Origin of the sequence: Polaromonas sp. (genome assembly GCF_039930745.1) — a bacterium.
Taxonomy (GTDB): domain Bacteria; phylum Pseudomonadota; class Gammaproteobacteria; order Burkholderiales; family Burkholderiaceae_C; genus Polaromonas.
On the sequence record NZ_JBDTTH010000041.1, the window covers coordinates 1 to 24,230 of the forward strand.

The following is a 24,230-nucleotide window of genomic DNA, read 5'->3' on the forward strand; positions in this document are numbered from 1 at the left end:
GATCAAGGTACTCAAGCGTGGAGGCGGGGTCTAATTCAATTTTCATAGGTCTCATTGGTATCTGTACGGGGTGAGGCAGCGGTGACGCAGTGGATCCGTCAGTTTGTCGATCCCTCTACCGTCATTGAGATTCGTGAGCCGCGGGGCTGGCACCGAGAGGCTCGGCTGGGTCCGCGAGCGCGAGCCAATGTGATGGTTTGCACACTGGTACTACTCCATGAGAGTGATGTAGGCCCGCGTCAGATCCTCAACTGGGGCCTGTGACATTTCACCTCACTGCGTAGGGTACTTGGATTGGGAAAATGCCCCTAAGTTGCGTTTTCTGGGCTCATAGACTGGTGCATTCAACAATCGAGCCCATCATGAAACCAGAGAAACGACCATCGACCGTGGACTGCTACAACTGCAAGCGACGACTCAACTTCACGCAGTACCTCAGCTCGACACCGGATCCCGCGATTAAGCCTAAACGCGTGCGGATGATTCCCGACACGGTCAGGGCCGGGCACACTATCTTTTGCACATGCGGGAATTACATGGTGTTTCGCCAGCCATCCGAGCTTTCGGCTAAGTGAGCAATCTCAACGATTGCCGGTGCTCTTACCTGCTGACGGACTTTTGGGTTTACTCATGGCAGGCTTGCGAAATTAAATACTAACCAGCGTAACCAAGCGGCTTGCGGCCGCGCTTGCTAGGCTACCTCTCAGCGTCAGCTACCACGTCGAGGTGAGAAATCGACAGAAACGACCTTCCCACCCCTCTCACCGGTCTGCACCTTAAAAGTTGGACGCTCAAGAGGTATAACTTCCGCATTGGCTCCGGACAAAAAGCCTCTCGGCAGGCCAATTAGCTCTTCGATATCGAATTGAGCAAATGGTAATTCAGCAAGAACCTGATCTCTTGTCTGAACACTTTCCTCAAGAATCATTTCCATGCAACGAGCCAGGAATCTTGGTTGCTCAGGAACAATCTGATCGTCACTTGGCTCACCATCTTTCCAACGACGGTTGTAATTAATCATCGCCCTCTGGTACTGAGTGTCGCTGAGCAACCCATGACGATGCGAGTGGACGATCATCCCCTTTATGGAGGTCTTCCACCGCGGCTTGAGGGAGGCAAACGCATCCAGAGTGGGGGCCCAAAGCTCCCTAAAAAACTGCTCCTTTGGCAATAGAAAAGCGGCTGCGAAGCGATGAGCTTGGCGCTCTAGGATTTTGAAATCCTCCGGCTTGCCAAACTGCTTTTTTGAGACGTGCCGGTGCATCACCAAATGACCTAACTCATGTGCTGTATCGAATCTCGATCGGACACCTACGTTAATGTCACTTCCCAAGAAAACATAAGGCAGGTCGTTTGGAAGCCATTCTGAAAACGCATCGAGACCCTCGGCGTTCAACCGTCCCCGGGACACGATTACCCCATTGCTTTCCAGTAAAACTACCAGATCAGGAATGGGGCCGGTACCGAGCCCCCAGTGCTCCCTGCAGACCTTTGCGGCGCGATCAATGTCAGCATGACTCAGCTCCCTAAAATCATCCGGCACACCGTCAAAAACTGGGATATTAAGCGCCGGAAAATTGAGAAAAGATCCGAGATATTCAACGATCTCGCGTAGCCACTCATAGCGAATTTCGGCCCTCTCTCTCGCAAATTTAGTAGCTGTGGTGTTTGACCGCCACTTGGTAGCGCGCTCATGCGTATCGGGCGTGACCTCCCGAAGGAAGAAAGTTGGCGGGACATTTAATTGCACCGCAAGACGTTCAGTCAGTTCTGGGCGAGGGGCTTGTTTATCGTGCTCATATTGCGAAATGGATGCGCTTGTTATGCCGAGAATTTCCGCCAGTGAGACTGCGGTGAGCCCGCGCGCTTTGCGCGCCTGCGCCAACCGCGCTCCCACAAACCCTGGAGAGGTTGCTGTCATGTCTTATCCGTATCGGTAGTACCGTCCTTTTTTCCGACTTTTGGTACGGCATGGGGTTTCAATGTTGGGACCGGACCCTGCACCTTTAGATCCGAAGCTGGGGCAACGAGCTCCTGAGCAGCCATCAAGACATCCAAAAACGAATAGTGATCAACATACCCAGTGCCATTGACTTCAGGAATGGCAAACTCCATAAAGAAATTAGATTTTCCGCTGAGGTCCCCGCCGTACAGAAGGATCCCGTAAATCGCCTCGGACTCGGCGATCACCTCGTTGGGCAAATTAGGTACTTCTTCTTCGTTCTCGAAAAGTACGCCCTGATCCAACAACTCGTTGAGCGCAGAGTGCTCCGTCCGAAAATCGGCGCTGCGCACCGCGTGGCCACGGGTTGGCACAAACGAGGCGGTGAACACAAACTTGCCGGCCTCAACGACAGTGAAATTTCCGCCACCTTTCTTTGTCGGTCGTACGTAGGCTTTCAAACCGGCATCGATCGCCTGACGTTTAAATTGCGTCTCAAACATCGCCCGTCTTACGTGCGGAACGAGCACGGGGACTTGGGAGGGGTCAATAACAGCAGAGTGGCTTACCTCGTTGAATGCTTCCTCGAAAAGATGAGGGGCCGCTGACCCGAGGCCCTTTAAGAAGTCCACTGGCAATGCAGCGGCAAGGGCGTTAAACAAGTTCTGATTGGATTGGATTGCCATTTCAAGCCCGATACACGACTTACGTGTTGTGCGTGTATATTATCAATATTTTAAGTTTGTGCGCGTTATATGAAAAATAAATTTGATTTGAAGAGCATTTAGGGGACTCCGTGCCGCTTAATGCTGTATTTATTTACAGTATGACTCGGACTCCATGTAGTCAGTTTGTCTGCGTCCGTGTCGAACGCCCTGTTAGACCGCACTGCCGTTCCTCCACTCGCGCTTCAGAAGGGAGTGCAGCATCAAGTCATGGTGCATCCCCGTCCAGTAGCCAAGGACTTTATCAACATAATGTCCATAGACTTCGAATTCCTTCCATTTTTTGTGTCCGAACCCGTTCGGCGTCGGAGGCACTATGCAAAACAAGATGCCAGTCAAAGTACTGGAATTTCTATTTGACGCGCTGACGGACAAGTCGCCACGGCGCAGAACAATCGGAAGAACGAAGGGGGCCATTGAGCTCTCACAGGCGATCTTGGCCAAGGGTTGGGCTTATATCTCCCAACTTGAGGATCTTCTGCTCGAAACAGATCACAGAACCAGCAGGATAGATATCGAGGCATTGGCCACTTATTTCGAGCTGCCCCTTCGAAGCGTTTTTCAAAAACCCCGATTCGTCACCGCCAGCGCGATGGCGTTCAGGTCGCTGTCGGTAATGGATGCTGCAGCCTTGCTGGTCTACCTTGAGGACATCGGATTCGACACAAACCCAATGTTGCTCATAGAGGGTTTACTGCCCACCCTCGCCTCTGCAAGCCACGTTACAGGAAGCGAATGGACCGTCTTGGCCTATCAGCGCCTCCGGCAGAAAACACAGACGACCATTCGCGCCGATGCCATCGACAAGGATGGAGAATGGGCGAGCAACAAACTTAAGGACACCACCGGCCGACGACTGGAGTTCACTCGCGTGGGAGCTCAACCCTACCAGCTACAAGTTAGGGGTCCAAAGCACCGCAAGCCACGCCACGAGTTTGTCACCTGCGAGTACTGCGGCCACGAATACACCAAGGGTGACCCGGAAGCCGCCCTCACCCATCGGGCAGAGCATGCGCGCGTCCGCCGATGCCTTGACCCGACGCCCGTAAAACAATTCAAGGACCGGCTTCTCACCGCCAAAGAGCCTGAACTCGTTATAGATTCCTCCCCGATCTGGATGCACCGACAGATGTATGAACGGGCCTTTCGCTTCAAGCGCGAGATGCAGTTTGATTTCACACAATGGGAAGGTAGCGCCAGGCATAAAAACGCGTATCCTGAGAGTCAGGCGTACCTGTTTGCCGATCACACGGCCGCCTACGGCCCTGGCGCCATCGTCGGCGCCTGTGCGTTTTGGAAAGATGAAGCTCGGTGGCGCTTGCGCTGGGTATGGGTCTGCCCGAACATGCGCCGCGCCGGCGTGCTTACCCGGCGCTGGGCGCAGTTCCTAGCGCGCTACGGTGACTTTGAACTGGATCTGCCTTTGTCTCCGGCCATGGGCACCTTTATTGCCAAACATGGCAGCGACCGGCAAAAGAATTTCATCAAAGATTTCAAGGCAGAGGCATGACGGCGCTGGTCACCTTGGAACGGTTTGTGATCTCGGCCCACCTGGATGGCAGTGGTGGGCGAAATCGCGCGCCCTCCACCGGCTAAATGACCGCTACGGACGATCGCGCCGCAGTTCTGGCCTGGCTGGCCCGGTAGCCATTTGAGAGAAAAAGCCGAGCTCACGAGCTGGCCCAGACCGCGCTCAGTTGAACGAACAGGAGCGCCGGTTGGTGCTGAACCGCGACTGGCTCGGCCTCATTCAATATGGCGTCAACTTCTTTGTTCTCGAAAAGTTTGCACGGGTCTTGCAGATTCCCAATCTGGAGGTGTACGCACAAATGCGGGGTGAGTCGTTGGAAGCGTTCTTGAGCACGAGACGCGTGCCGGACGCACGCTGAACAGCAGCTGCGACTAAACGAAGCAAACATGAGTACAGCGGTCCGCGGCATTTCCTCCATGGCGAAGCACAAGTTGCTGCGCGATCTAGTTCAGACGTTCAACCACGAAACGGGGCACGACACCGCCAGCCAAGCGGTCGGAGGGGTCGAGGCGGTCAGGCGGGTGAAAGCAGGAGAACCCGCCAACTCGTCCGGAGTCCCTCCAGGGAAGGCCTCCTTGAGCATGTCCAGAAACGCAGGCACCGGACCGGGCAGCTCAGCCAGGCGTCGTACTCGGCCGGATCAAGGATCACGACCATCCGCTTCTCCTCACCGGGCGCGCGGAATCGCGCATGACTGGGTGGTCGTCGACGTTGACCGTCAGCATGGAAAAAGTAAACACCTTTTCGCCGGTGCGGCCGGTCCACTGGCGGTAGATGCCGGTGATGCCCATTGGCACAGCGCCGAACAACTGGATTTGCCACCCCACGGGCTTGCCGCTCTCGTAGTTTGGCTCGTAAATTGACTCGGCCGGAATGATGCAGCGCCACCCCATTTTCCAGGACTCCCGGTAGCGGCTTGCCGCTGGGCGTGGCTGCGCAGTAAATGACAACCAGGTCAATCGACCGTGGAAGGGGCTGCCCGCCCTGGCGGGCTACGGGGGCTTGTGGGTTTGCGTGCATCTGCGGGATGTTCCCGCGTGCGCGCGATGCAGCCTATTAAAGCGCTTTAGCCCGCACTAGGATCAGGTGGCGCGTCAGGTCGGTCGAGCGATTGGTCGAAGTCGAGGATGTTTTTCAACCAGCGCTGATGCCGCGGGAGTGGTGTGACCAATCCGCTGTGACCAAATGCGACTGACAGCTCGTTATGGCACTGTGTCACCAGCGCCCCCAAGGTAGCAGGTTCGGTCGCTTCGAGTCGCAGCAGTCGGGCTTCTAGGGCGTTCAGGCCTTTCTCATCGACTTCGGTGCCGCATTCTCGCAGCTCAGATTCGAGATGCTTGTAGTCACGAGACAGTTCAGCGTGCCTGCGAGCTTTGGCTGCAGGCCCGTATGCGAGCGCAAGCGTGGACACAAGCGCGATGCCGGCGGCAATCCAGGCACTGACCTCGATGTGATCGCTCAGTATCTGCGAGAAAGCCGCAGCACCGCCAATCGCACTCAGGAAGGTAGCGAACCTATCCCAGCCGTCCAGGAATCTCTCGCGTTTGGCGTGATACATGCTCGAGACCATTAGACGCCATCGCAAGTCCCAGGCCTTACCAGAGTGGTCGGCCACGCGTACATCTGCGCCGGAGATGGGAGACAAGAGCTGCCCTACTTCTTCGGAGGTTTAGGCGGGACAGGACGCGAAAGCATTACGCCAGTAAATGTCCCAGCTCTGGCATCACGCCCGCCTTTCAACGAGCGGTCCTCCGTTCGATTTGACTTTTGCGGAGCGTGGCTCGGCAACGAGCTGGGAGGCGCTTTTTTCTTAGCCATTCCTGGCCTACTTCTTCGGGGGCGGCGGTGGCGGGCGAGAGAACATCACATGCGAATCCGATGACCTGACCTGAGGCTCGCTGAACTCACGCGATGGTGGCGGTGGCGGGGGCGGGGGCGGGGGCGGGGGCGGGGGCGGGGGCGGCGGTGGCGGTGGTGGTGGTGGTGGTGGTGGTGGTGGCGCGGATTTTGGATCGCTCATGGTCCCTCCCTTTTTGATGATTTACGAATACTGGGGCCTAGCCGAAAAATTGTCTATCCCTAACGCCTTATCTCTTCAGAGCCGTTCGAACCAAAATACGCGAGTGCCCCAGGGCCGTAGGCTTTATCTTTGCAAATTGACTGACACGCTGATTTACTGACTTCCACCTCTTTTCCTCGCTGGGCATCAACCTCGAAGTAGCAGCTATGCCCTTGGGCCTTGAACTTGCTCATCAACTTTGGAGCAGGCGTCTGGCTTACTGTTGCCTTGAACAGGAAAACTTCCTTCCAGTTTTTATCGCGCTGTGAGTTGACGGTGGCCGACTGCTTGACAGGAACATCCCAGGTCAAGCTGGCGGCATGCGTTTTCAAGCCTGGACACGCAGCGTATAGCGTGGCCTTGGCTTCGCCCTCCGTCGCGGCATGAACTGATCCAGCTGCAATGAGCCAGGCAATGACGATTGCTCTTTTCATCTTTCCCCCCTTGTTATGCGGGCCTGCCCGCCAGGGAAAACCCACCTTGCGTTAGCTCCCTTCTCTCCCCATCGGAATTTCCGACAAATCCCCAATGCTTGAGGGTGTCGAAGGCCACCCCTGCTGCTGAGTTCCATCGAACTTTGTTTCGATCTCTGTGGCACTCGGGTAGTGACGCAAAATTTTACGGGCCTCCTGCCGACGACTTTCAGAAAGTTCGTTCGTATTGCCGAGCTCTTTGATAAATTCTCCCGCCCAGCGCAATGCGCGAGCTCGTTCGTTTGGCATTGTCACGGCATTTCCTTTTATGGGTATCTGAAGTCAATCAACAGGCCGGACAATGCCCAAGGCCCTACCGCAGCGCTTTGAGGGCCTTAACCTCCGCGATGATGGCCAGACGCACGCTATTCGGCAGTAACGTGGCCATGGGCGACGCTTGACGAAGCTGGTTGCCCAAATCCGATTCCTCCAGAGCCAGGCGCCAATTCTGGCTGATAAGAATTTGCATCCATTGATCCCGTAGAGGTTTGGAACTTTGATCCACGATGGTATCCCACCTGATTAAAGTGTTCAGCGCCTTCTCAATCAGTGCTGGATCAGCCAGAATCATTCGAACTGCCTCTTTGTGCATCAATAGGCTCTGATAGTCCTGGGGACCATGGTGTGTAAGTTTCATTGCTTGGGTCAGTACGCAGCGCTCATCCAGGCCGACAGGTTCGCTTTCGCATCGTCCAAGGCATGGTGTCTGCGCTTTCCATTGGTAAAGGCCTCTTCAATCGCCTCGCAGAACCTGTCATAGTTTTGGACGTAATTCATGGTGAGCAGGAGTGGCTGTCGATCGACGTTTGCAGGCCAACTGGCCAGGTCCGTGAAAATCATCTGAATCCATTTCCAGTCCCACGCCAGGGAATCTGTAGCGAGGTGGATATGTTCGCCGAAGCTCTCCAACCACTCCTTAAGGCGCGCGGTCAGCGTCGCCATAGGCATGAGTGCATCGCCGCCCTCCAGGAGCGGTAGGACCAGATCGCGGCAGAAATCCCCGCACTCCTTGACTTGGTAGGTATCGGAAAGCTCCGCGTAGAACTCGCGGCCAGCTTCCGAGACTAGACCAATCGAAATGAGCTTTGAGTCAGGTTTTAGGTCGGTGAATTCGGTGTCAAAAAATATCAGCATTTGGCGCACTGAACCAAGGTTACTTGGAGTCTGCGGGAGTGCCCCGCGTGGCAATAGCGTCATTCATTTGGTCGATGGAGATAGCTTTGCTGGCACTTTGAAAATTACCTTTGCGCTCAGCAACAGAGGCAAGGGGAGAGCATTGTTTTTCCCCGTGCAAAAGGAGGTGAAACCGAAGCTGGCTAGCTTCGGTTTCCGTCAATCCGGTATCCGGTCGTGTAACGATCAGGTTCTTGCTGAACGGCCGGAACAAATAGGACTTGTCATCAATGGCGAGCCACTGACTGCTATGTGGCCTGTTCGCTCGGAGCCAGGCAATGCACTCCCACTCGCGCGGGTAGAGCTCAATTCCTGAGGGCGCCTGTTGAGGGTCGAGTGACTGGTGGTTTGGCGTTACTCCCACGATGCGCGCCGCGATGTCCGGTGAGAAGTAGCCTTTCAGATGATCTCCTGTGGTGTCGGCAGATTGCCTAAGACGCCAGGTGCTTGAAAGCACCAGGCTTACCTCCAGGAACCCACGCAGGACGTCTTCAACGAGTTTGAGTCGGCAGAAGTGAAACTCCTGGGTGCAGGGGTCAGGATGAAGGACGCCGTCGAAATCGAGAAACAGAATCATCGGGTGCTGCCGTCCGTGAGCCGCTTTGCTAGGAGTTCACCAATTGCGCGCGACTGATGAAATGCGTTTGAAATCTCAATGCTATGAGCGACGAAAAAACGCGACTTCGAGACGGATCTCCAAATCGCGAACCCCAGGACTACCTTTGCGTTACCGTCCGCATCGATGGCTGTGATTCCTCTTAAGCCGACGCCAAAACTTTTGAAACCCTGCTGAGCCCAGCGTTCGGAACTGTCGAGGTTGTCGTGGTGGTGCCCATGAACGGTTACCTTCACACCCATGCTCTGGGCCAGGGTGTCAAGGATCTCGAAACCGTTATGGTGATAGCCGGGCGCCTCGTGCGTGATGAGGATGTCTGCTTGCATTTGGGATATGCGATCCAGCTCGTCCGGGTAGATGGTTGACCAGTGTTTGCGCGGCACGCCGTCCTTCCATCGGTCATCCTGCAACGTTGCCTCTACATGTTCTTTGCGGGTGCGGAATCTTGGTGGCTTTGGAAGGCTGGGATACCAAACGCTTTCCCGGAATACGCCACCCAAGCCGGCGATTCGGATGCCATTGGGTAGGATAGCGACTCTGCCATCTATGTTTTTGGAGGCCAGCTTGCTGCCCCAGAGGTTGGTCCAATTGTTTTCGCTGTCGGTGTCATGGTTGCCATGGATGAACCACAGCCTTTCAGCAATGGGGCCTAATTCTTCGTGCAACGGCCGCGCCGCTTCCATGTCACCAAGCAGGATGACGGCGGTCGCCCGCAACTCGTTGGCGGTTCCGACGATATGCCTGAACTTTCCGTGCGGGTCACCGCAGTAAAGAATGACATCGCCTTGCATCAAGTGGACTGATGCTCTCTATTGTTTGGCTGACTGCCATGTCATTTCTGAAGCAAGGATAGGTCGCAATCTGACCGTGGCGGACGACTCGTGCATTGTTGTAGGAAGTGCTTTATGGAGGTCGTTACGGCGTTTGAACTCCAATTCAAGCTTCCCTTCACTTAGACGCCTTGAAGCCGCCATCGCCATGTCCTGAAAGTACCGAACACGATGCTCACCAGTAGATGTAGAGCTGAGTCGGGCTTCGTCTCGAGACCGTGCTCCTTCATCAATTTCTCGTATCTCATTTATGACAGCGTTCATAGTCTTGACCATCCCTTCTTGCAATGGCTGCTCAATGTCTTCAGAAGCCTGGGTGAGCTCAGCACGTTTTCGGAGTTCAAGCGCTAACTTGTCAAATTCTTTCCGATTCTGGTTTATCGCGTATGTGATCCCGATTGTGAGCCCGTCGATCATTTCATTTCTCCGCTCATTTCAATTGACGAGAGGCTTTGAATTTCGCTTTTACCTCATCGGAAAGGCGAAATTCTTGCCCTCTTGGCACCTTGACCCCTAATGCAGCGCGATCCACTTTTTCAGCCATTTTTTCCACGTAGACATGATTTCTCAGTTCGCTGTTTTTGGGATCGCTTAGGCGTACCGGTTTTCGCCCAGCCAGTTCCTCAAGTACCTCTTCCATCAACTCACCCAATGCTTCTTTGGCCGCCCGGCGGTAGGTCACCCTTTTGAGCGAGGCGAAAACCTTCTCCCGCAGTTCCTGAATGTCGGCGTCTTGTTGAGCACTTTCTTCCTTGGCTCTCACGTACAAAGCCCCTGCGACCGCGCCCTTCATTCCTAATGTCATCTTGTGCTCCTGTTCCCTGTGCAAGTACCCCGTCCCGAAGATATGTACCGAGATCGAAATACGGCAACTCAGGGTGATTCCGGCAAAGGAAATGTGTGGTGGAGAACCATTTTTCTCAACCGCTTGACGGGCGTGGCTAGCATTGAATCGGCGTACGTCACTCCCTCTGCAGTCTCATATACGTCGGCTAACTGCCCGAGCGCTGATGGCTCTTCAGCCCTCCAAACCGCCCGCAAAGCTTCCATCTTCCATTTACTGGTGCCGTTGAAGTGACCTGGGGTGACGATGAATACTGAGTCAAGCTGCAGGTGGCTCGCCACTTCCATTTGAGCCAACTCTTCGACGTCCGCAATATTGGAGACCAACATTGTTCGGCTGACTCGGAAAGAGTCATCGTCAATCGAATCTGGTTGACTGATCGACACAAGAAACCATGGTCGCTGGAGGGCAAGCTCCGCAGCCTTCCAATGAGTGAGTCCATCCCCAAAAGGGTTGAATGGCGACTTGTGCTCTGTGTAAGTAACAAACATGTTAGTGGAAATGAATCCTATAGATTGTAGCTCTATAGGGCTCTAAAATAACTAATAGCGGCATGGTCCGCAAAGCACAACACGGGAACAAGTTCTCAGAAGCTCTGAAGGTGGCTCGCGTTGCTCGCGGCCTTTCTCAGGAAGCATTCAGCCTGGTCTCCAGCCGGACCTACGTCAGCAGCTTGGAAAGAGGAATGAAAAGTCCAACCTTAGTCAAAGTCGACGACCTCGCGGAGGCACTGGAAGTTCACCCACTGACCCTGTTAACACTTGCATATGTTGACCACAAACATCCCAAAGGCGTTGATGCGCTTATTAACGGAGTTTTGAAAGAACTGCATATTCTGTTGGGGCGAGAGAAGCAATGAGAATGCTTGTTGCTAGCTGAGCACGAGTCAACGATAAAAATTTCCCGCCACTTTCTGCTCATCTTCCAGCAGTAGTTTGCGCTATTCGATATGTCTATAAGCACGGGGATTTTCTTGAACTTATTAACTAACTTATTGACATAAAGGGAGTCGAGATTTTTTATTGATGTCTTCCTATCTGGAGAAAAAACAAAAACTCGGTTTTTATCAACTAATCCAGCGGTCTCAACTTCACTTAGGCTGAAGTAATTCAGACTGGTTCGGCGGCGCTCAGGCTTCGCCCCTCAAAAACCCGCTGGTCTCCAGCGGGTTTTTTTATGCCCGCGAGAACCGGTGGTCTGGCGTTTGCGATCCGCACCCTTGTGCAGCGCCATCTGTTGAATGGGGGGAAGAGACAGAGAAACCATGGTTGGCGCCGCATTCCCCGCACGGCACCGCGGGCCGACGGCGGCTACAACCAACCCCACACCCATCCGCCCATGAAAAAGCCGCAGCAGCGGTAACACTGATGCGGCTTGAACCGGCGCCGGCCGAAGACCGGCCGGCCGTGGGCAAAAACTTCAGGCGCGTGCGGCGCGCAGCTTCATCGAAAACTCCTGCAGGGCCGCAATGCCGCTTTCTTCGGCACGGTGGCACCAGGCCTGGAGGTCGGTCGCCAGCTGTTCACGGGATGCCGACGTTGACAGCCACATCTGGCGCAACTCCTCGCGCATGGTGACCATCTTGTCGAGCACCGGATGCTCGGCTCGGGCCTGCGCTATCTGTGGCTTGGCCGTGGCCGGCACCTTGTCGTCGTCGCGATGCAGCCAGCGGTTGGCAGCCTTCAGCACCGAGATGTCGGCCTTGCGGGCCTTCAGCGCTTCGATTTCAGCCTTGCCGGTGCGGCGTAGTTCACGCGCAAAGCCGGCCATCACTTCGTAGCGGTGGGCAATCAGGGCTTCGAGTGTCTTCTCGTCGGCCACGGGCTGGATGTTGCCCAGCTGCAGCTTGGGCGGCACCTTCTTGACGGTGGCCAGACCGACTTTTTCCATCGCGCGGATGTAGATCCAGCCGATGTCGAACTCGTAGGGTTTGACGGAAAACTTGGCCGAAGTCGGGTAGGTGTGGTGGTTGTTGTGCAGCTCTTCGCCGCCGATCATGATGCCCCAAGGCGAAATGTTGGTGCTGGCGTCCGGCGCCTCGAAGTTGCGATAACCCCAGTAGTGGCCGATGCCATTGATGATGCCGGCAGCCGTCACGGGAATCCAGGCCATCTGGACCGCCCAGACCGCCAGACCGGCCGCACCGAACAAGGCGAGGTTGATGATCATCATCAGCCCCACACCCTGCCAGCTGTAGCGGGTGTAGACATTGCGCTCAATCCAGTCGCTCGGCGTGCCGTGGCCATACTTGACCATGGTTTCCTTGTTCTTGCTCTCTGCGCGGTACAGCTCGGCCCCTTCCCAGAACACCTTCTTGATGCCGTGGGCTTGCGGGCTGTGGGGATCTTCGGCCGTTTCGCATTTGGCGTGGTGCTTGCGGTGGATGGAGACCCACTCTTTGGTCACCTGGCCCGTGCCCAGCCAAAGCCAGAAACGGAAAAAATGGGAAGGGATGGCATGCAGGTCCATCGCCCGGTGCGCTTGGTGGCGGTGCAGGTATATCGTCACGCTGGCGATGGTGATGTGGGTCGTCACCAGCGTATACAGCACAATTTGCCACCAGCTGGCGGCTAGCAAACCATTGGCCAGCCAGTCGAGGGCGGCGTCAAACAAGACCATGTGAATCCTTTAAACAATCCAGAACAGTGCCCTGCATCGAAACAAAAACCTCTGTGCCGGACAAGCTTTCCATTGTAAGGGCGACGTCCGGAATCACCAACCGGGGAAATCCCGAAAACTGATCTATCCGGTACAAGTTCTCAAAACTACTGCTTGACCGCCAAAACCGGCTATCAAACGTCTTCTTGCTTTAAACGGCATCAGCCTTCTGCCAAACGGCGGCAAAAAACCCGTCCGTTCCGTGCAGGTAGGGCCACAAGCGCAGGTAGGGGCCGCTGCACAACTTGCCAGCACCCTCCACCCCTAAATGAGTCAAAAGCCCGCTGGTTTCAAGAGGCGTGAAATCCTTATTGGCAGCGCTGAAGGCCTCGGCGATGGCTTCGTTTTCGTCGCGCAGGATGCTGCAGGTGGCATACACCAGCCGCCCGCCCGGCTTGAGCAGCCGCGCGGCACTCTGCAAAATGGCGGTCTGCTTGGCTGTCAGTTCCTCAATGGCTTTGGGGTTGTGCCGCCATTTGAGGTCCGGATTGCGCCGCAGTGTGCCCAGGCCCGAACACGGCGCATCCACTAGCACCCGGTCAATCTTGCCGGCCAGGCGTTTGATGCGGTCGTCGCGCTCATGTGCTATCGCGACCGGGTGAACGTTGGAAAGGCCGCTGCGCGCCAGACGCGGTTTCAGCGCGTCCAGCCGATGTCCGGAGGTGTCAAAAGCGTAAAGCCGCCCGGTGTTGCGCATGTTCGCACCCAGAGCCAGTGTTTTGCCACCCGCGCCGGCGCAAAAATCGACGACCATCTCGCCGCGCTTGGCATCGACGAGCAAGGCCAGCAACTGCGAGCCCTCGTCCTGCACCTCTATCGCCCCGCGCGTGAACGCGTCGAGCTTGTTGAGCGCTGGCTTCCCCGCCAGCCGCAAACCCCAGGGAGAATACGGCGTCGCTACTGTTTTGATAGCTGCTTTCGCAAGCTCTTTCTGGATATCAGCCCTTTTATCCTTCAAGGTGTTAACGCGCAAATCAAGGCCCGCCGGCGCATTGAGGCTGTCCACCAGCGGCCAGAAGTCTTCACCGAGCTGCGCCTTGAGCGGCTCCACCAGCCAGGCCGGCAGGTTGTGCCGGTGCAACTCCATCAGGTCCGAGGGCTGAACCTGGTCGCAACGGGCCAGCCAGTCCTTTTCAGGGGCCGTCAAGGCACCCAGCAGGAAATCCCGCTCGGCCGCAAAACCCAGAATGGCCAGGCGCCGCTCCGGCGGGCCGCTGCCGTGCTGGGCGAGGTAGGTATAGAGGTTTTTCTTGCGCAGGATGCTGTAAATCGTTTCGGCGACGGTGGCCCGTTCGCGGGGCCCGAGGCGTTGCTCACGGAAATGGCGCGACACCACCATGTCGGCGGGGTGTTCAAATTTGAGGACCTGCTTGAGAAGCTCGGAACAACTGTCGAGTAAGGCGTTAGGATGCATGGCCTCATTGTCCCACCGCGGGCCCGCAGCGCAGCTTTTCACTCTGGATGCCCATGTCCGACGACCTTCCGCCCCTGATCGAAACACCCCCTGGCCTGTACCGTCATTACAAGGGCCTGATGTACGAGGTGGTGGGCACGGTGCGGCACAGCGAAAGCCTGGAGCCCATGACCTTGTACCGCGCCCTGTATGGCGAACAAGGCCTATGGGTGCGGCCGGCGGCCATGTTTAATGAAGAGGTGGTGATTGACGGCGTGCGCCAGCCGCGCTTTGCCAGGCAGCACCAGGCAGAGCACTGACCTGCCTCGCCGATAATGGCGGGTTATGTCCGAATCCACCGAAATCGAAAAACAGGTCAAACGCCGCCGCACGTTTGCCATCATTTCCCACCCTGACGCGGGTAAAACCACGCTGACCGAAAAGCTGCTGCTGTTCTCGGGTGCGATCCAGATCGCCGGCAGCGTCAAGGCGCGCAAGGCCGCGCGCCACGCGACGTCCGACTGGATGGAGATCGAAAAGCAGCGCGGTATCTCGGTGGCCTCTTCGGTCATGCAGATGGAATACCGCGACTGCGTGATCAACCTGCTCGATACCCCCGGCCACCAGGATTTCTCGGAAGATACCTACCGCGTGCTGACCGCTGTTGATGCCGCGCTCATGGTGATTGACGCGGCCAACGGCGTTGAGCCGCAGACACGCCGCCTGCTGCAGGTTTGCCGCGCGCGCAACACGCCCATCCTGACCTTTGTCAACAAGATGGACCGCGAGGTGCAGGACCCGATGAGCGTGATGGACGAGATCGAGCAGGAACTCGGCATGACGGTCGTGCCCTTCACCTGGCCGGTCGGCATGGGCAAGCTCTTCCATGGTGTGTATGACCGGCGCGAAAAACGCATGCGCGTCTTCAGCCCCGGCGAAGACAAGGCCGGCGGCGACGATGAAATTCTGGCGGGCCTGGACAACGCGGAAGCCGCGAAGCGTTTTGGCGCCGAGTTCACCCAGGCGCAGGACGAGCTGGAGTTGCTCGAAGGCGCCTCGCCCGAATTCAACCGCGAAGAATTCCTGAGCGGCAAGCAGACGCCGATGTTTTTTGGCTCGGCCATCAACAACTTCGGTGTGCAGGAAGTGCTGGATGCGCTGGTGGACCTGGCGCCGGCACCTGCCGAACGCGCAGCCATGCAGCGGATCGTGCAGCCAGAAGAAAAGAAGTTTTCCGGCGTGGTCTTCAAGATCCAGGCCAACATGGACCCGGCGCACCGCGACCGTATTGCTTTCCTGCGCGTCGCCAGCGGCGAGTTCACGCGCGGCATGCGTCTGAAGGTGGTGCGCAGCGGCAAGGAGCTGCGCCCCAATACCGTGGTGAGCTTCATGAGCCAGCGCCGCGAGCTGCTCGACACTGCCTTCGCCGGGGACATCATCGGCATTCCCAATCACGGCGTGCTGCAGCTCGGCGATACGCTGACCGAAGGCGAAGCGCTGCAGTTCACCGGCCTGCCCTTTTTTGCGCCGGAAATGTTCCGCGCCGTCGAAGTGGCCGACCCGCTGCGCAGCAAGCAGTTGCGCGCCGGCCTGACCCAGCTTGGCGAGGAAGGCGCAATCCAGGTATTCCGCCCGATTGCCGGCTCATTGCTGTTGCTGGGCGCAGTCGGCCAGCTGCAGTTTGAAGTCGTCGCGCACCGGCTGGAGCATGAATACGGAGTCAAGGCCCGCATCATGGGCAGCCAGTTCAACCTGGCGCGCTGGGTCACCAGCGACGATCCGAACGAGCTGAAGAAATTCATGGACGCCAATTCGCATCGCGTGGCACTCGACGCGGTGGATGCACCCACGCTCCTGGTGGACCACAGCGCCACCCTGCGTGCCGTGGAACAGCAATGGCCGAAGATCAAGTTCCATGCGCTGCGTGAACACGCCGGACTGGTGTTTCAGTCAAAAATATAGCGTTTTAGGCCTCTAGCCCTTATCGAACGGGCGCAAGCAGCTATTAATTCAATAGCGTCTGCATCATCTCCACTCAGTTGATTTTCAGAAAATCGGTGAGGCAAGCGTGGGGCAAGAACAAGGCATGTGTCATCCCTTGTTGATGGAAGACGCACCGTGTTGAATTCCTGTGACGTCCAGATTACTGCGGTCCGGCAGCCAGTCAAGCGGCGCTTTTGCCATAAGCTATGCCGATGTACACAAAGGCAAGCTTGCGCAGTTTTTTCATGATGCTGCTTTGCCTGGTGCTGCAGACAGGCCATGCGCAGGACTTTGACCGGCTGTACGGCGACAGCATCACGCCTGCGCTGGCCCAGCCGCTGCAATGGGTGGTGGTGCCCAAAGATTCGGTGGCGTCACCCGACGCTTTTGCTGCCGCCGAACCCTGGGGCTTCCAGCCCTACACCGACAAAACTGTTCTTCCCACGTCAAACCGGCAGGACGTCTGGGTCAGCTTCTCGCTGCCCGCCACTGAAACCCTGCAAACCTGGTTCATCCGGCTGCCGGGCCAGGTGATCTTCAGGGCGAGTCTTTATTCGCGGGGTCCCCAGGGCGGCTGGCTGGTCCAGTCTGCCGGCGAAGCGCTGGCACCGGCCGACTGGTCGTTGCGCACACGCGTGCCGAGCTTTGAGCTGCAGACCCACAGCGACCGCATGCAGACTTACTACCTGCGCTTCGAGAACAACCGCCCGGTTACCGGCCGGCCCATGCTGCTGACACCCATCGAGTACGTGGACGGCGCGTCCCGCGTGGGTGTGGTGATTGGCCTGATGTGGGGCATGTTCAGCGTGCTGGCCGCGCTGAGCCTGGCCGCGTTCGCGATCACACGCAACCGGGTGTTCCTGTGGTTTGGCGCTGTGGTGGTGGCGCTGATGTTCACGCAGCTGGTGCTGATCGGCTACGGCGGCTGGCGCATATGGCCGGGCAGCGCGCACCTCAACCAAGTCATGGCCTGGGTCTCGTCCGCGCTGAGCATGGCCGCGGGTGCCTGGTTCTGCGCCCACGCAAGCTACGCCCGAAGCGGCCACCCACGCGTCTACCGCTTGCTGGTCGCCATCACCGCAGGCAGCCTCCTCATGGCCGGCCTGATGGCGATTGACCGGACCTTCATTCCGCGCGACCTGCGCAACCTGTGGCTGGCGCTTGCCATCCTGTCGATTCTCGGCAGCCTGGTGTGGATGTCCCTGCGTGGGCAAGCGTGGAACCTGCTGCTGCTGCTGGGTATCGCGCCTATAGCGCTGGCAGCGTTGGCACGGCTTTCCTACAACGCCGGCTGGGTGATGAACATCGAAGCGGCCCAGGCGGCGGGCGTGCTGTCGGCCATGGTCGGCCTGCTGTGGATCTTTTTTGTGCTGGCATGGCGCAGCCGGGCGGCGCTGTTTTCCACCCATCGCGGTGCCGCGCTTGCAACTTATGACCCGGCCAGCGGGCTGATGCTACCCCGAGTGATTGACAGCCGGCTCGGGCAAATGCTGCTGCGCGCCCGGCGCAGGCACACCGAATGCGGCATTGTGATGCTGCGCTGGCTGGACCAGTTGCCAAGCCCCGATGAGCTGAGCGACCAGAAACGCAGCACCGCGCTTTCGCGCATCGGCGAAATCCTGCGACGGGCCGCGCGCGACATGGACACGGTGGTCCGATACGAAGAAAACCTCTTCCTGATGCTTATTGAAGGCCCGGTCAACCGCGAAGCCGTCTCCGAGGTCTCCACCAAGGTCCTGGCCGACTGCATCCGCCTGTCGAACAAGCTTGACGAACCCAATGCGTTCAACCTGCATATCGCCATATGGCACGGCACGCCGGGTGCCCAGACCGGACAGCAAATCATCGACAGCCTTCAGAGACGCCTGCGGCGAATGGCCTCAGGGCCCAAGCTTTACGTCCAGTTTGTCGATGCTGCCGATGAGCGGGTCAGCCTTCCGGCAGAGAACGGCATGCGCCGGGAGGATCTGGTGGCCAAAATCAATGCCATCGAGGTGTCGCATCCGACCCTGCATGACGAAAAACTGGCACCGCGGCGGGCGTAGGAGGCACCGTCTTCAGGGCCCAGGCAGAGGCAGCGCGGTTTTGTAGCGCACCTGCTTGAGCGCAAAACTCGAGCGGATTTTTTCTATGCCCGGAATTGGCGTGAGCTGCTCGAGGATGAATTTTTCGAGCGCCGCAATGTCGGCCACGGCCACGCGGATCAGGTAGTCGCTGTCACCCGTCATCAGGTAACACTCCATGACTTCGTCGTGTTCAGCAATGCGCCGCTCGAACTCGGCCAGCGAGTCCTTGTTCTGTGAGCGCAGGCTGATGGAAATAAACACGCTCAAGCCCAGACCCAGGGCCGCCGCACTGGCAATTGCCACATAGCGGTCAATCACGCGCGCCGCTTCCAGTGCCTTGACGCGGGCCAGGCAGGGCGAAGGGCTCAAATGCACCCGCTTGGCCAGCTCCACATTGGAGAGGGAGCCGTCTCGCTGCAATTCATCGAGTATCCGTAAATCAAGGGTATCCAGCTTCATCGCATTCTGTTTTGACAATTTGAAGCATTTTATGCCGCAGAAAGCATTTTTAGCGACGTTATTTAACACCTCATGTTGAGCCAAGGCGCCTATATTGACCGCATGAATGCCTCCGTCCCCTTCCACACCCTGCTCTCCACTGACATGAACAGCGCCGACACCGATCCGCAGGAAACCGCCGAGTGGCGTGAAGCCTTTGTGGCGCTGGCGGCCACGCAAGGCCCCGTCCGCGCGCGTTACCTGCTCGACGAGTTGGCCCGGCTTGCACGCGAGCAGCGCGTGGGCTGGAAGCCAGAACTCGCCACGCCTTACGTCAACACCGTCGGTGTCAACGAACAGCCAGTGTTTCCCGGCGACCTTGCCATGGAAGAACGCCTGGCCTCGCTGATGCGCTGGAACGCGCTGGCCATGGTGGTGCGCGCCAACCAGGCAGAATCCGGCGGCTCTGCCGAACTCGGCGGCCACATTGCCAGTTATGCCAGTGCGGCCGACTTGTTTGAGACCGGCTTCAACCACTTCTTTCATGCGCGCGAAGGCCTGGGTCAAGGCCAGCACCGTGGCGACCTGGTGTTCTTCCAGCCGCACAGCGCACCGGGGGTGTATGCCCGCGCCTACCTCGAAGGCCGGCTCAATGAAAACGATCTGGGCTTTTATCGGCAGGAGCTCTCTGCCGCACAACAAGGCGCGCAGGGTCTGTCGAGCTACCCGCACCCTTACCTGATGCCCGGTTTCTGGCAGTTCCCCACGGGCTCGATGGGCATAGGCCCGATCAGCTCGATTTACCACGCGCGCTTCATGCGTTACCTGACCCACCGCCGCCTTCTTGACTGCGCGGGAAGAAAAGTCTGGGGCGTGTTTGGCGACGGCGAAATGGACGAGCCTGAATCGATGAGCGCGCTGACGCTCGCCGCACGCGAAGGCCTGGACAACATGGTCTGGGTCGTCAACTGCAACCTGCAGCGGCTCGATGGCCCGGTGCGCGGCAATGGCCGCATCATCGACGAACTCGAGAAGTTGTTTGCCGGCGCGGGCTGGAACGTCATCAAGCTGGTTTGGGGCAGCGACTGGGATGGCCTGTTCGCGCGCGACCTCACTGGCGCACTGACGCAGGCCTTTGCCCATACTGTCGATGGCCAAATGCAGACCTTTGCAGCCAAGGATGGCCGCTTCAACCGCGACACCTTCTTCGGCCAGAACGAAGAACTCGCGCGCCTGGCGCAGGGCATGACCGACGAACAGATCGACCGCTTGAAGCGAGGCGGCCATGACCTCGTGAAAATCCACGCGGCGTACGCCGCAGCCGCAAACCACACCGGCCAGCCCACCGTCATCCTGGCGCACACCAAAAAAGGTTACGGCATGGGCAGCGCCGGCCAGGGCAAGATGACCACGCATTCGCAGAAGAAGTTCGACGAGAGCGATCTGCTCGAATTCCGCAACCGCTTCAACCTCCCGCTCAGCGATGAGCAGGCGAGGCAACTGGCGTTTTACAAGCCGGCCGCAGACAGCGCGGAAATGCAATACCTGCATGCCAGGCGCACCGCGCTTGGCGGTTATTTGCCTAAACGCGAAACCACTGCGCAAGTGATTGAAATTCCGGCGCTGTCCGCCTACGCCAACTTTGCCCTCGGCGCCGACGGCAAGGAGATGAGCACCACCATGGCTTTTGTGCGCATGCTGGGCGGGTTGCTGAAAGATGCATCACTCGGCCCGCGCATCGTGCCCATCGTCGCCGATGAAGCACGCACCTTCGGCATGGCGAATCTGTTCAAGCAGGTTGGCATCTATTCCAGCGTCGGCCAGAAGTACGCGCCGGAAGATATAGGCTCGGTGCTGAGTTACCGCGAGGCGCTGGACGGGCAGATTCTCGAAGAAGGCATCAGCGAGGCCGGTGCACTGGCCAGCTGGACGGCGGCCGCCACCAGCTACAGCGTGCACGGGCTGGCCATGCTGCCTTTTTATATCTACTACTCCATGTTCGGTTTCCAGCGCGTCGGCGACCAGATCTGGGCCGCCGCCGACCAGCGCGCACGCGGCTTCCTGCTGGGCGCCACGTCGGGCCGCACCACGCTGGGCGGCGAAGGCCTGCAGCACCAGGACGGCTCCAGCCACCTGGTGGCCGCGACCATACCCAACTGCAAGGCCTACGACCCGGCCTTTGCCTGCGAACTGGCCGTCATCCTTGAGCGCGGCATGCAGGAGATGATGGTGGAGCAGCAGGACGTTTTCTATTACGTCACGCTGATGAACGAGAACTACGCCCAGCCCGATTTGCGGCCAGGATCAGAAGCCGGCATTGTTCGTGGCTGCTATCACTTCAATAGCTACTTTCCCCCGCCACATAAGGGCCAGAGCACTAAAACACCTGAAAAAATCACCTTGCTAGGCTCCGGCGCGATTTTGACCGAGGTCATCAAGGCCGCGCAGCAGCTGGCGCAGCAGGGCATCGAAGCCACGGTTTACAGCGTGACCAGCTGGAGCGAACTCGCGCGTGATGGCGCGGCCTGCCAGCAGCTGGCGCTGCGCGGTGAGTCCACGCCCGAGGCATTCGTCACCCAGCAGTTGCGCCACAGCCAGGGCCCCATCATCGCCGCCACCGACTACGTGCGCGCCGTGCCCGAAAGCATTCGCGCCTTCCTGCCAACCGGACGCAGCTACCTGACGCTGGGCACCGACGGCTTCGGCCGCAGCGACACACGCGCGGCCCTGCGCAATTTTTTTGGTGTGGATGCCCAAAGCATCGTCAACGCTGCGTTGCATCAGCTGAGCGTGTCATTGCGGACTTGATCCGCAATCCAGGGTCCCGGGTCACGCAAGTACTGCACGGAAGTCAGAAGCCATGGATACCGGGTCAAGCCCGGTATGACAAACTAAAAAGCCCCGCGCGGCGTGAACCGTGCAGGGGCTTTTCATTTCAGACCGGCCTCGAGCAGGCCAAGCAGGAATTATTTCGGCAGCAGCACCTTGTCCACCACGTGGATCACGCCGTTGGACTGGTACACGTCGGCAATCGTCACGGTGGCCGAGCCGCCTTTTTCATCCATCACCATGACTTTTCCGCCCATGGCCTTGGCCGTCAGCGTGCCACCGGCCACGGTCTTGATCGAGGCCATGCCCTTGCCGTCCGCAATCATCTTGCTGATGGCGGCAGCGTCCCATTTGCCGGCCACCACGTGGTAAGTCAGGATGCCGGTCAGCATGCCCTTGTTCTCGGGTTTGAGCAGGGTCTCTACGGTGCCCGCGGGCAGCGCGGCAAAAGCAGCGTTGGTCGGTGCAAACACGGTGAACGGGCCGGGGCCTTTCAGCGTATCAACCAGGCCAGCAGCCTTGACCGCGGCAACCAGCGTGGTGTGGTCTTTCGAGTTGACGGCATTGTCGATGATGTCCTTGGAAGCCAGCATGGGTGCACCGCCCACCATGACCTGCGCGAAGGAAGAAGCAGCGGCTAGAGACATGACGGCGGCCAGGCCGATGGAAGCGAGTTTGTGTTTCGTCTGCATGTGAATACCCTTTGGTGAAGTTGAACAATGAACCGACATCCAGGCTGGACATCAACGGCTGTTCTGAATACGGAACCAGTGCAGGACTGGATTCAACCGTGTTCGCTACCCGGGTATTTTTTGCGGCGGCTGCGGCTCAGGGCTGGCTCTGCAACCAGTCATGCACCGCTTGTGGATACAGAAGGTGCTCCTGCACCAGCACACGTGCAGACAGGGTTTCCGCGGTATCGCCCGGCAGCACCGGCACAGCGGCTTGGGCCAGGATGGGCCCGTGGTCCAGCTCGGCGGTGACCTGGTGCACGGTGCAGCCGGCTTCCGTGCAAGCCGCGTCAATCGCGCGCTGGTGTGTGTTCAAGCCGGTAAAGGCCGGCAGCAATGAGGGATGAATATTGATCAGGCGTCCGGCGTAATGGTTGACGAAACCCGGCGTGAGAATGCGCATGAAACCGGCCAGCACCACCAGCGCGGGCTGGTAGCCGTCGATCAGTGCCATCAGCGCAGCGTCGAAAGCCTCGCGCGAGTCAAAGGCCTTGTGGCTCAGCACCTGCGTGGCAATACCCAGCGACTGCGCCAGCTGCAAGCCACCGGTGTCTGCCCGGTTGCTGATCACCGCCGCAACGCCCGCGCCAAATTGCCGCTGCCAGTCCTGCTGCTGCGCAGTCCGAACGATGGCGGCCATGTTGGAGCCGCTGCCGGAAATCAGGATCACGATGTTTTTTTTTGTCTTGCTGGGCATAGGTGTTCTGGATTATCGCGATCAGGGCTGCTGCGGCGGCTTGGCCAGCGCAAACAGCGCCAGCGACACCGCGCCCATGCCCACCAGCAGCCAGAGCAGGCCGGTGTAGCCACCGAGCCCAAGCAGAGCCCAGGCCGTGAGAAAAGGCGCAGCGGCGCGGGTACACAGTGCAATGCCCGACATGGCGCCGCTGATGCGCCCCACATGTTCGCGGCCATAAAAGTCCGGCACGATGTTGCTGCGAACAATGGTGATCAAGCCGTTGGCCACGCCGAACAACACCGCAAAAGCGACCAGCACCATGGGCTGGCGGCCCAGCGCAAACAGCACCAGCGTCAGCGGAAACAGGGCCAGCACGGCCAGGCCCAGCGCGCGGTGATTCAGCGAGCGGCCCAGCCACAAGAAGGCAAAGCGTCCGACCACCTGCGCCGGACCAAACCAGACCATCACGGCCACCGCTTCGTCCTGGGTGAACCCGCGTGATTCGAACGCCGGCATCAGGTGGGCCCACACCGTGGACAGCGCAAAGGTGTAGAGCGTGAAGGTGGCTGTCAGCAGCCAGAAGGTTGAGCCCTGCATGGCTTGGCGCAGCGTGGCCTGGTCCTGTGTAGCTTGCACCGGCACGGCGCCGGCCATCAAAGGGCGCTTCCAGGTGCCGCGCAGCACCCACGCGTGCAGCGGTGCCACCAGTAGCAAGACCAGCGCCATCACCAGCAGTGCCGGCCGCCAGCCCAGACGGGCCTGCAGCCAGGCGACCGCCGGAAACGACAGCGTGCTGGCAAAGCCACCGAGCAGCGTGACGGTGGTGATGCCCTGGCGGTAACGCTCGGGGAAACGTTTGGTGATCTCCATGAAGGCCGGCTCATACAGCGTCATCGCCATGGCCAGACCCAGCACCCCCCAGGCGGCGTAGAGCATCGGCAGGCTGTGTGCCTGCGACCAGAGCGCGCAGCCGGCCGCACCCAGCAGGGCCCCGCCGGTGAGCACCACCCGCCCACGCCCACGGTCAATCGCGGCACCCACCGCATAAGTCGCCAGGCCCCAGACCATCAGACCCAGCGTGAACGCGCCCATGACGTCCGGCTGGCTCCAGCCCATGTCGCGCTGCATGGGCAGCACAAAGGAAGAGAAGCCGTAATACATGATGGCCCAGACAAGAATCTGGCCAATGCTGAGGGCACTGATGATGGTTCGGTAAGACGGCAAGATGCGCTGATTATCCCGGGCAGACCGAGCCCGCCT

25 protein-coding genes and 1 pseudogene are annotated in these 24,230 nt (G+C 58.6%); 7 read left to right on the plus strand and 19 right to left on the minus strand.

The features are described 5' to 3' along the window. Window positions 1-709: 709 nt before the first annotated feature. Both ABI660_RS13400 and ABI660_RS13405 read right to left on the minus strand, forming a co-directional pair. Window positions 710-1,921: an XRE family transcriptional regulator gene (locus ABI660_RS13400; RefSeq protein ID WP_348068782.1), complete on the minus strand. Its 1,212-nt coding sequence runs from the start codon at window positions 1,919-1,921 to the stop codon at window positions 710-712. Further along, the gene (locus tag ABI660_RS13405) at window positions 1,918-2,604 is read right to left on the minus strand and encodes a hypothetical protein (RefSeq protein WP_348068783.1); all 687 of its coding nucleotides are present in this window, start codon (window positions 2,602-2,604) and stop codon (window positions 1,918-1,920) included. The genes ABI660_RS13400 and ABI660_RS13405 overlap by 4 nt, the downstream gene beginning before the upstream one ends. 379 nt (window positions 2,605-2,983) lie before the next feature. Between ABI660_RS13405 and ABI660_RS13410 the strand changes: the two genes are divergently transcribed. Further along, window positions 2,984-4,177 (plus strand): hypothetical protein, encoded by a 1,194-nt coding sequence (locus ABI660_RS13410; RefSeq protein WP_348068785.1) that lies wholly within the window; start codon window positions 2,984-2,986, stop codon window positions 4,175-4,177. A 175-nt stretch (window positions 4,178-4,352) separates the two neighbouring features. Next, window positions 4,353-4,556: pseudogene (locus ABI660_RS13415) on the plus strand (protocatechuate 3,4-dioxygenase); the annotation flags it as partial. 289 nt (window positions 4,557-4,845) lie between these two features. On the opposite strand, the gene ABI660_RS13420 reads toward ABI660_RS13415, so the two are convergent. The 11 genes from ABI660_RS13420 to ABI660_RS13470 all read right to left on the minus strand — a co-directional run bounded on the left by ABI660_RS13420 (window position 4,846) and on the right by ABI660_RS13470 (window position 10,684). Beyond that, window positions 4,846-5,157 (minus strand): SOS response-associated peptidase family protein, encoded by a 312-nt coding sequence (locus tag ABI660_RS13420; protein WP_348068787.1) that lies wholly within the window; start codon window positions 5,155-5,157, stop codon window positions 4,846-4,848. Window positions 5,158-5,264: 107 nt separating this feature from the next. Further along, on the minus strand, window positions 5,265-5,756 hold the full coding sequence (locus ABI660_RS13425; protein WP_348068789.1) for a hypothetical protein: 492 nt from the start codon (window positions 5,754-5,756) through the stop codon (window positions 5,265-5,267). A 521-nt stretch (window positions 5,757-6,277) separates the two neighbouring features. Next, window positions 6,278-6,691 carry a hypothetical protein gene (locus ABI660_RS13430; RefSeq protein ID WP_348068791.1) on the minus strand — a complete coding sequence of 138 codons (414 nt, stop codon included), beginning with the start codon at window positions 6,689-6,691 and terminating at the stop codon, window positions 6,278-6,280. Between the two features lie 51 nt (window positions 6,692-6,742). Beyond that, window positions 6,743-6,979, minus strand: a complete 237-nt coding sequence (locus tag ABI660_RS13435) for a BPSL0761 family protein (protein ID WP_348068845.1) — start codon at window positions 6,977-6,979, stop codon at window positions 6,743-6,745. A gap of 64 nt (window positions 6,980-7,043) precedes the next feature. After that, on the minus strand, window positions 7,044-7,301 hold the full coding sequence (locus tag ABI660_RS13440) for a hypothetical protein (protein ID WP_348068793.1): 258 nt from the start codon (window positions 7,299-7,301) through the stop codon (window positions 7,044-7,046). 74 nt (window positions 7,302-7,375) lie between these two features. Further along, the gene (locus ABI660_RS13445; protein ID WP_348068795.1) at window positions 7,376-7,864 is read right to left on the minus strand and encodes a hypothetical protein; all 489 of its coding nucleotides are present in this window, start codon (window positions 7,862-7,864) and stop codon (window positions 7,376-7,378) included. A gap of 19 nt (window positions 7,865-7,883) precedes the next feature. After that, complete coding sequence (locus tag ABI660_RS13450; protein WP_348068797.1) at window positions 7,884-8,480, minus strand: HAD domain-containing protein; 597 nt, start codon at window positions 8,478-8,480, stop codon at window positions 7,884-7,886. Next, window positions 8,477-9,310: a metallophosphoesterase gene (locus ABI660_RS13455; protein ID WP_348068799.1), complete on the minus strand. Its 834-nt coding sequence runs from the start codon at window positions 9,308-9,310 to the stop codon at window positions 8,477-8,479. The genes ABI660_RS13450 and ABI660_RS13455 overlap by 4 nt, the downstream gene beginning before the upstream one ends. Before the next feature lie 18 nt (window positions 9,311-9,328). Continuing rightward, window positions 9,329-9,766 (minus strand): hypothetical protein, encoded by a 438-nt coding sequence (locus ABI660_RS13460; RefSeq protein ID WP_348068801.1) that lies wholly within the window; start codon window positions 9,764-9,766, stop codon window positions 9,329-9,331. Window positions 9,767-9,779: 13 nt separating this feature from the next. Next, window positions 9,780-10,154 (minus strand): hypothetical protein, encoded by a 375-nt coding sequence (locus ABI660_RS13465; RefSeq protein ID WP_348068803.1) that lies wholly within the window; start codon window positions 10,152-10,154, stop codon window positions 9,780-9,782. 68 nt (window positions 10,155-10,222) lie between these two features. Next, window positions 10,223-10,684: a hypothetical protein gene (locus ABI660_RS13470; RefSeq protein WP_348068805.1), complete on the minus strand. Its 462-nt coding sequence runs from the start codon at window positions 10,682-10,684 to the stop codon at window positions 10,223-10,225. 62 nt (window positions 10,685-10,746) lie between these two features. On the opposite strand from ABI660_RS13470, the gene ABI660_RS13475 reads away from it, so the two are divergent. Continuing rightward, on the plus strand, window positions 10,747-11,052 hold the full coding sequence (locus tag ABI660_RS13475; RefSeq protein ID WP_348068807.1) for a helix-turn-helix transcriptional regulator: 306 nt from the start codon (window positions 10,747-10,749) through the stop codon (window positions 11,050-11,052). 560 nt (window positions 11,053-11,612) lie between these two features. Here the strand turns inward: ABI660_RS13475 and ABI660_RS13480 are convergent. Next, on the minus strand, window positions 11,613-12,812 hold the full coding sequence (locus tag ABI660_RS13480; RefSeq protein WP_348068809.1) for a fatty acid desaturase: 1,200 nt from the start codon (window positions 12,810-12,812) through the stop codon (window positions 11,613-11,615). A gap of 190 nt (window positions 12,813-13,002) precedes the next feature. Continuing rightward, a complete protein-coding gene (locus tag ABI660_RS13485; protein ID WP_348068811.1) occupies window positions 13,003-14,265 on the minus strand; it encodes an RsmB/NOP family class I SAM-dependent RNA methyltransferase in 1,263 nt (420 codons plus the stop codon). A gap of 53 nt (window positions 14,266-14,318) precedes the next feature. On the opposite strand from ABI660_RS13485, the gene ABI660_RS13490 reads away from it, so the two are divergent. From ABI660_RS13490 to ABI660_RS13500, 3 genes are all read left to right on the plus strand, one after another. Further along, the gene (locus tag ABI660_RS13490; protein WP_348068813.1) at window positions 14,319-14,564 is read left to right on the plus strand and encodes a DUF1653 domain-containing protein; all 246 of its coding nucleotides are present in this window, start codon (window positions 14,319-14,321) and stop codon (window positions 14,562-14,564) included. Between the two features lie 25 nt (window positions 14,565-14,589). Then, on the plus strand, window positions 14,590-16,206 hold the full coding sequence (locus ABI660_RS13495; protein ID WP_348068815.1) for a peptide chain release factor 3: 1,617 nt from the start codon (window positions 14,590-14,592) through the stop codon (window positions 16,204-16,206). A 233-nt stretch (window positions 16,207-16,439) separates the two neighbouring features. Beyond that, complete coding sequence (locus tag ABI660_RS13500; protein WP_348068817.1) at window positions 16,440-18,272, plus strand: 7TM diverse intracellular signaling domain-containing protein; 1,833 nt, start codon at window positions 16,440-16,442, stop codon at window positions 18,270-18,272. Between the two features lie 12 nt (window positions 18,273-18,284). Here ABI660_RS13500 and ABI660_RS13505 read toward each other — a convergent pair whose 3' ends face one another. Further along, window positions 18,285-18,752 (minus strand): Lrp/AsnC family transcriptional regulator, encoded by a 468-nt coding sequence (locus ABI660_RS13505; protein ID WP_348068819.1) that lies wholly within the window; start codon window positions 18,750-18,752, stop codon window positions 18,285-18,287. Between the two features lie 102 nt (window positions 18,753-18,854). On the opposite strand from ABI660_RS13505, the gene mdeB reads away from it, so the two are divergent. Continuing rightward, window positions 18,855-21,539 (plus strand): alpha-ketoglutarate dehydrogenase, encoded by a 2,685-nt coding sequence (gene mdeB / locus ABI660_RS13510; RefSeq protein WP_348068821.1) that lies wholly within the window; start codon window positions 18,855-18,857, stop codon window positions 21,537-21,539. Window positions 21,540-21,697: 158 nt separating this feature from the next. Here mdeB and ABI660_RS13515 read toward each other — a convergent pair whose 3' ends face one another. The 3 genes from ABI660_RS13515 to ABI660_RS13525 all read right to left on the minus strand — a co-directional run bounded on the left by ABI660_RS13515 (window position 21,698) and on the right by ABI660_RS13525 (window position 24,194). Further along, complete coding sequence (locus tag ABI660_RS13515; protein ID WP_348068823.1) at window positions 21,698-22,252, minus strand: fasciclin domain-containing protein; 555 nt, start codon at window positions 22,250-22,252, stop codon at window positions 21,698-21,700. Window positions 22,253-22,388: 136 nt separating this feature from the next. Next, entirely contained in the window at window positions 22,389-22,988 is a 600-nt protein-coding gene (purN, locus tag ABI660_RS13520) for a phosphoribosylglycinamide formyltransferase (RefSeq protein WP_348068825.1), read from the minus strand. Between the two features lie 21 nt (window positions 22,989-23,009). After that, window positions 23,010-24,194, minus strand: coding sequence for an MFS transporter (locus ABI660_RS13525; protein WP_348068827.1), 1,185 nt, complete (start codon window positions 24,192-24,194; stop codon window positions 23,010-23,012). Window positions 24,195-24,230: the final 36 nt, after the last annotated feature.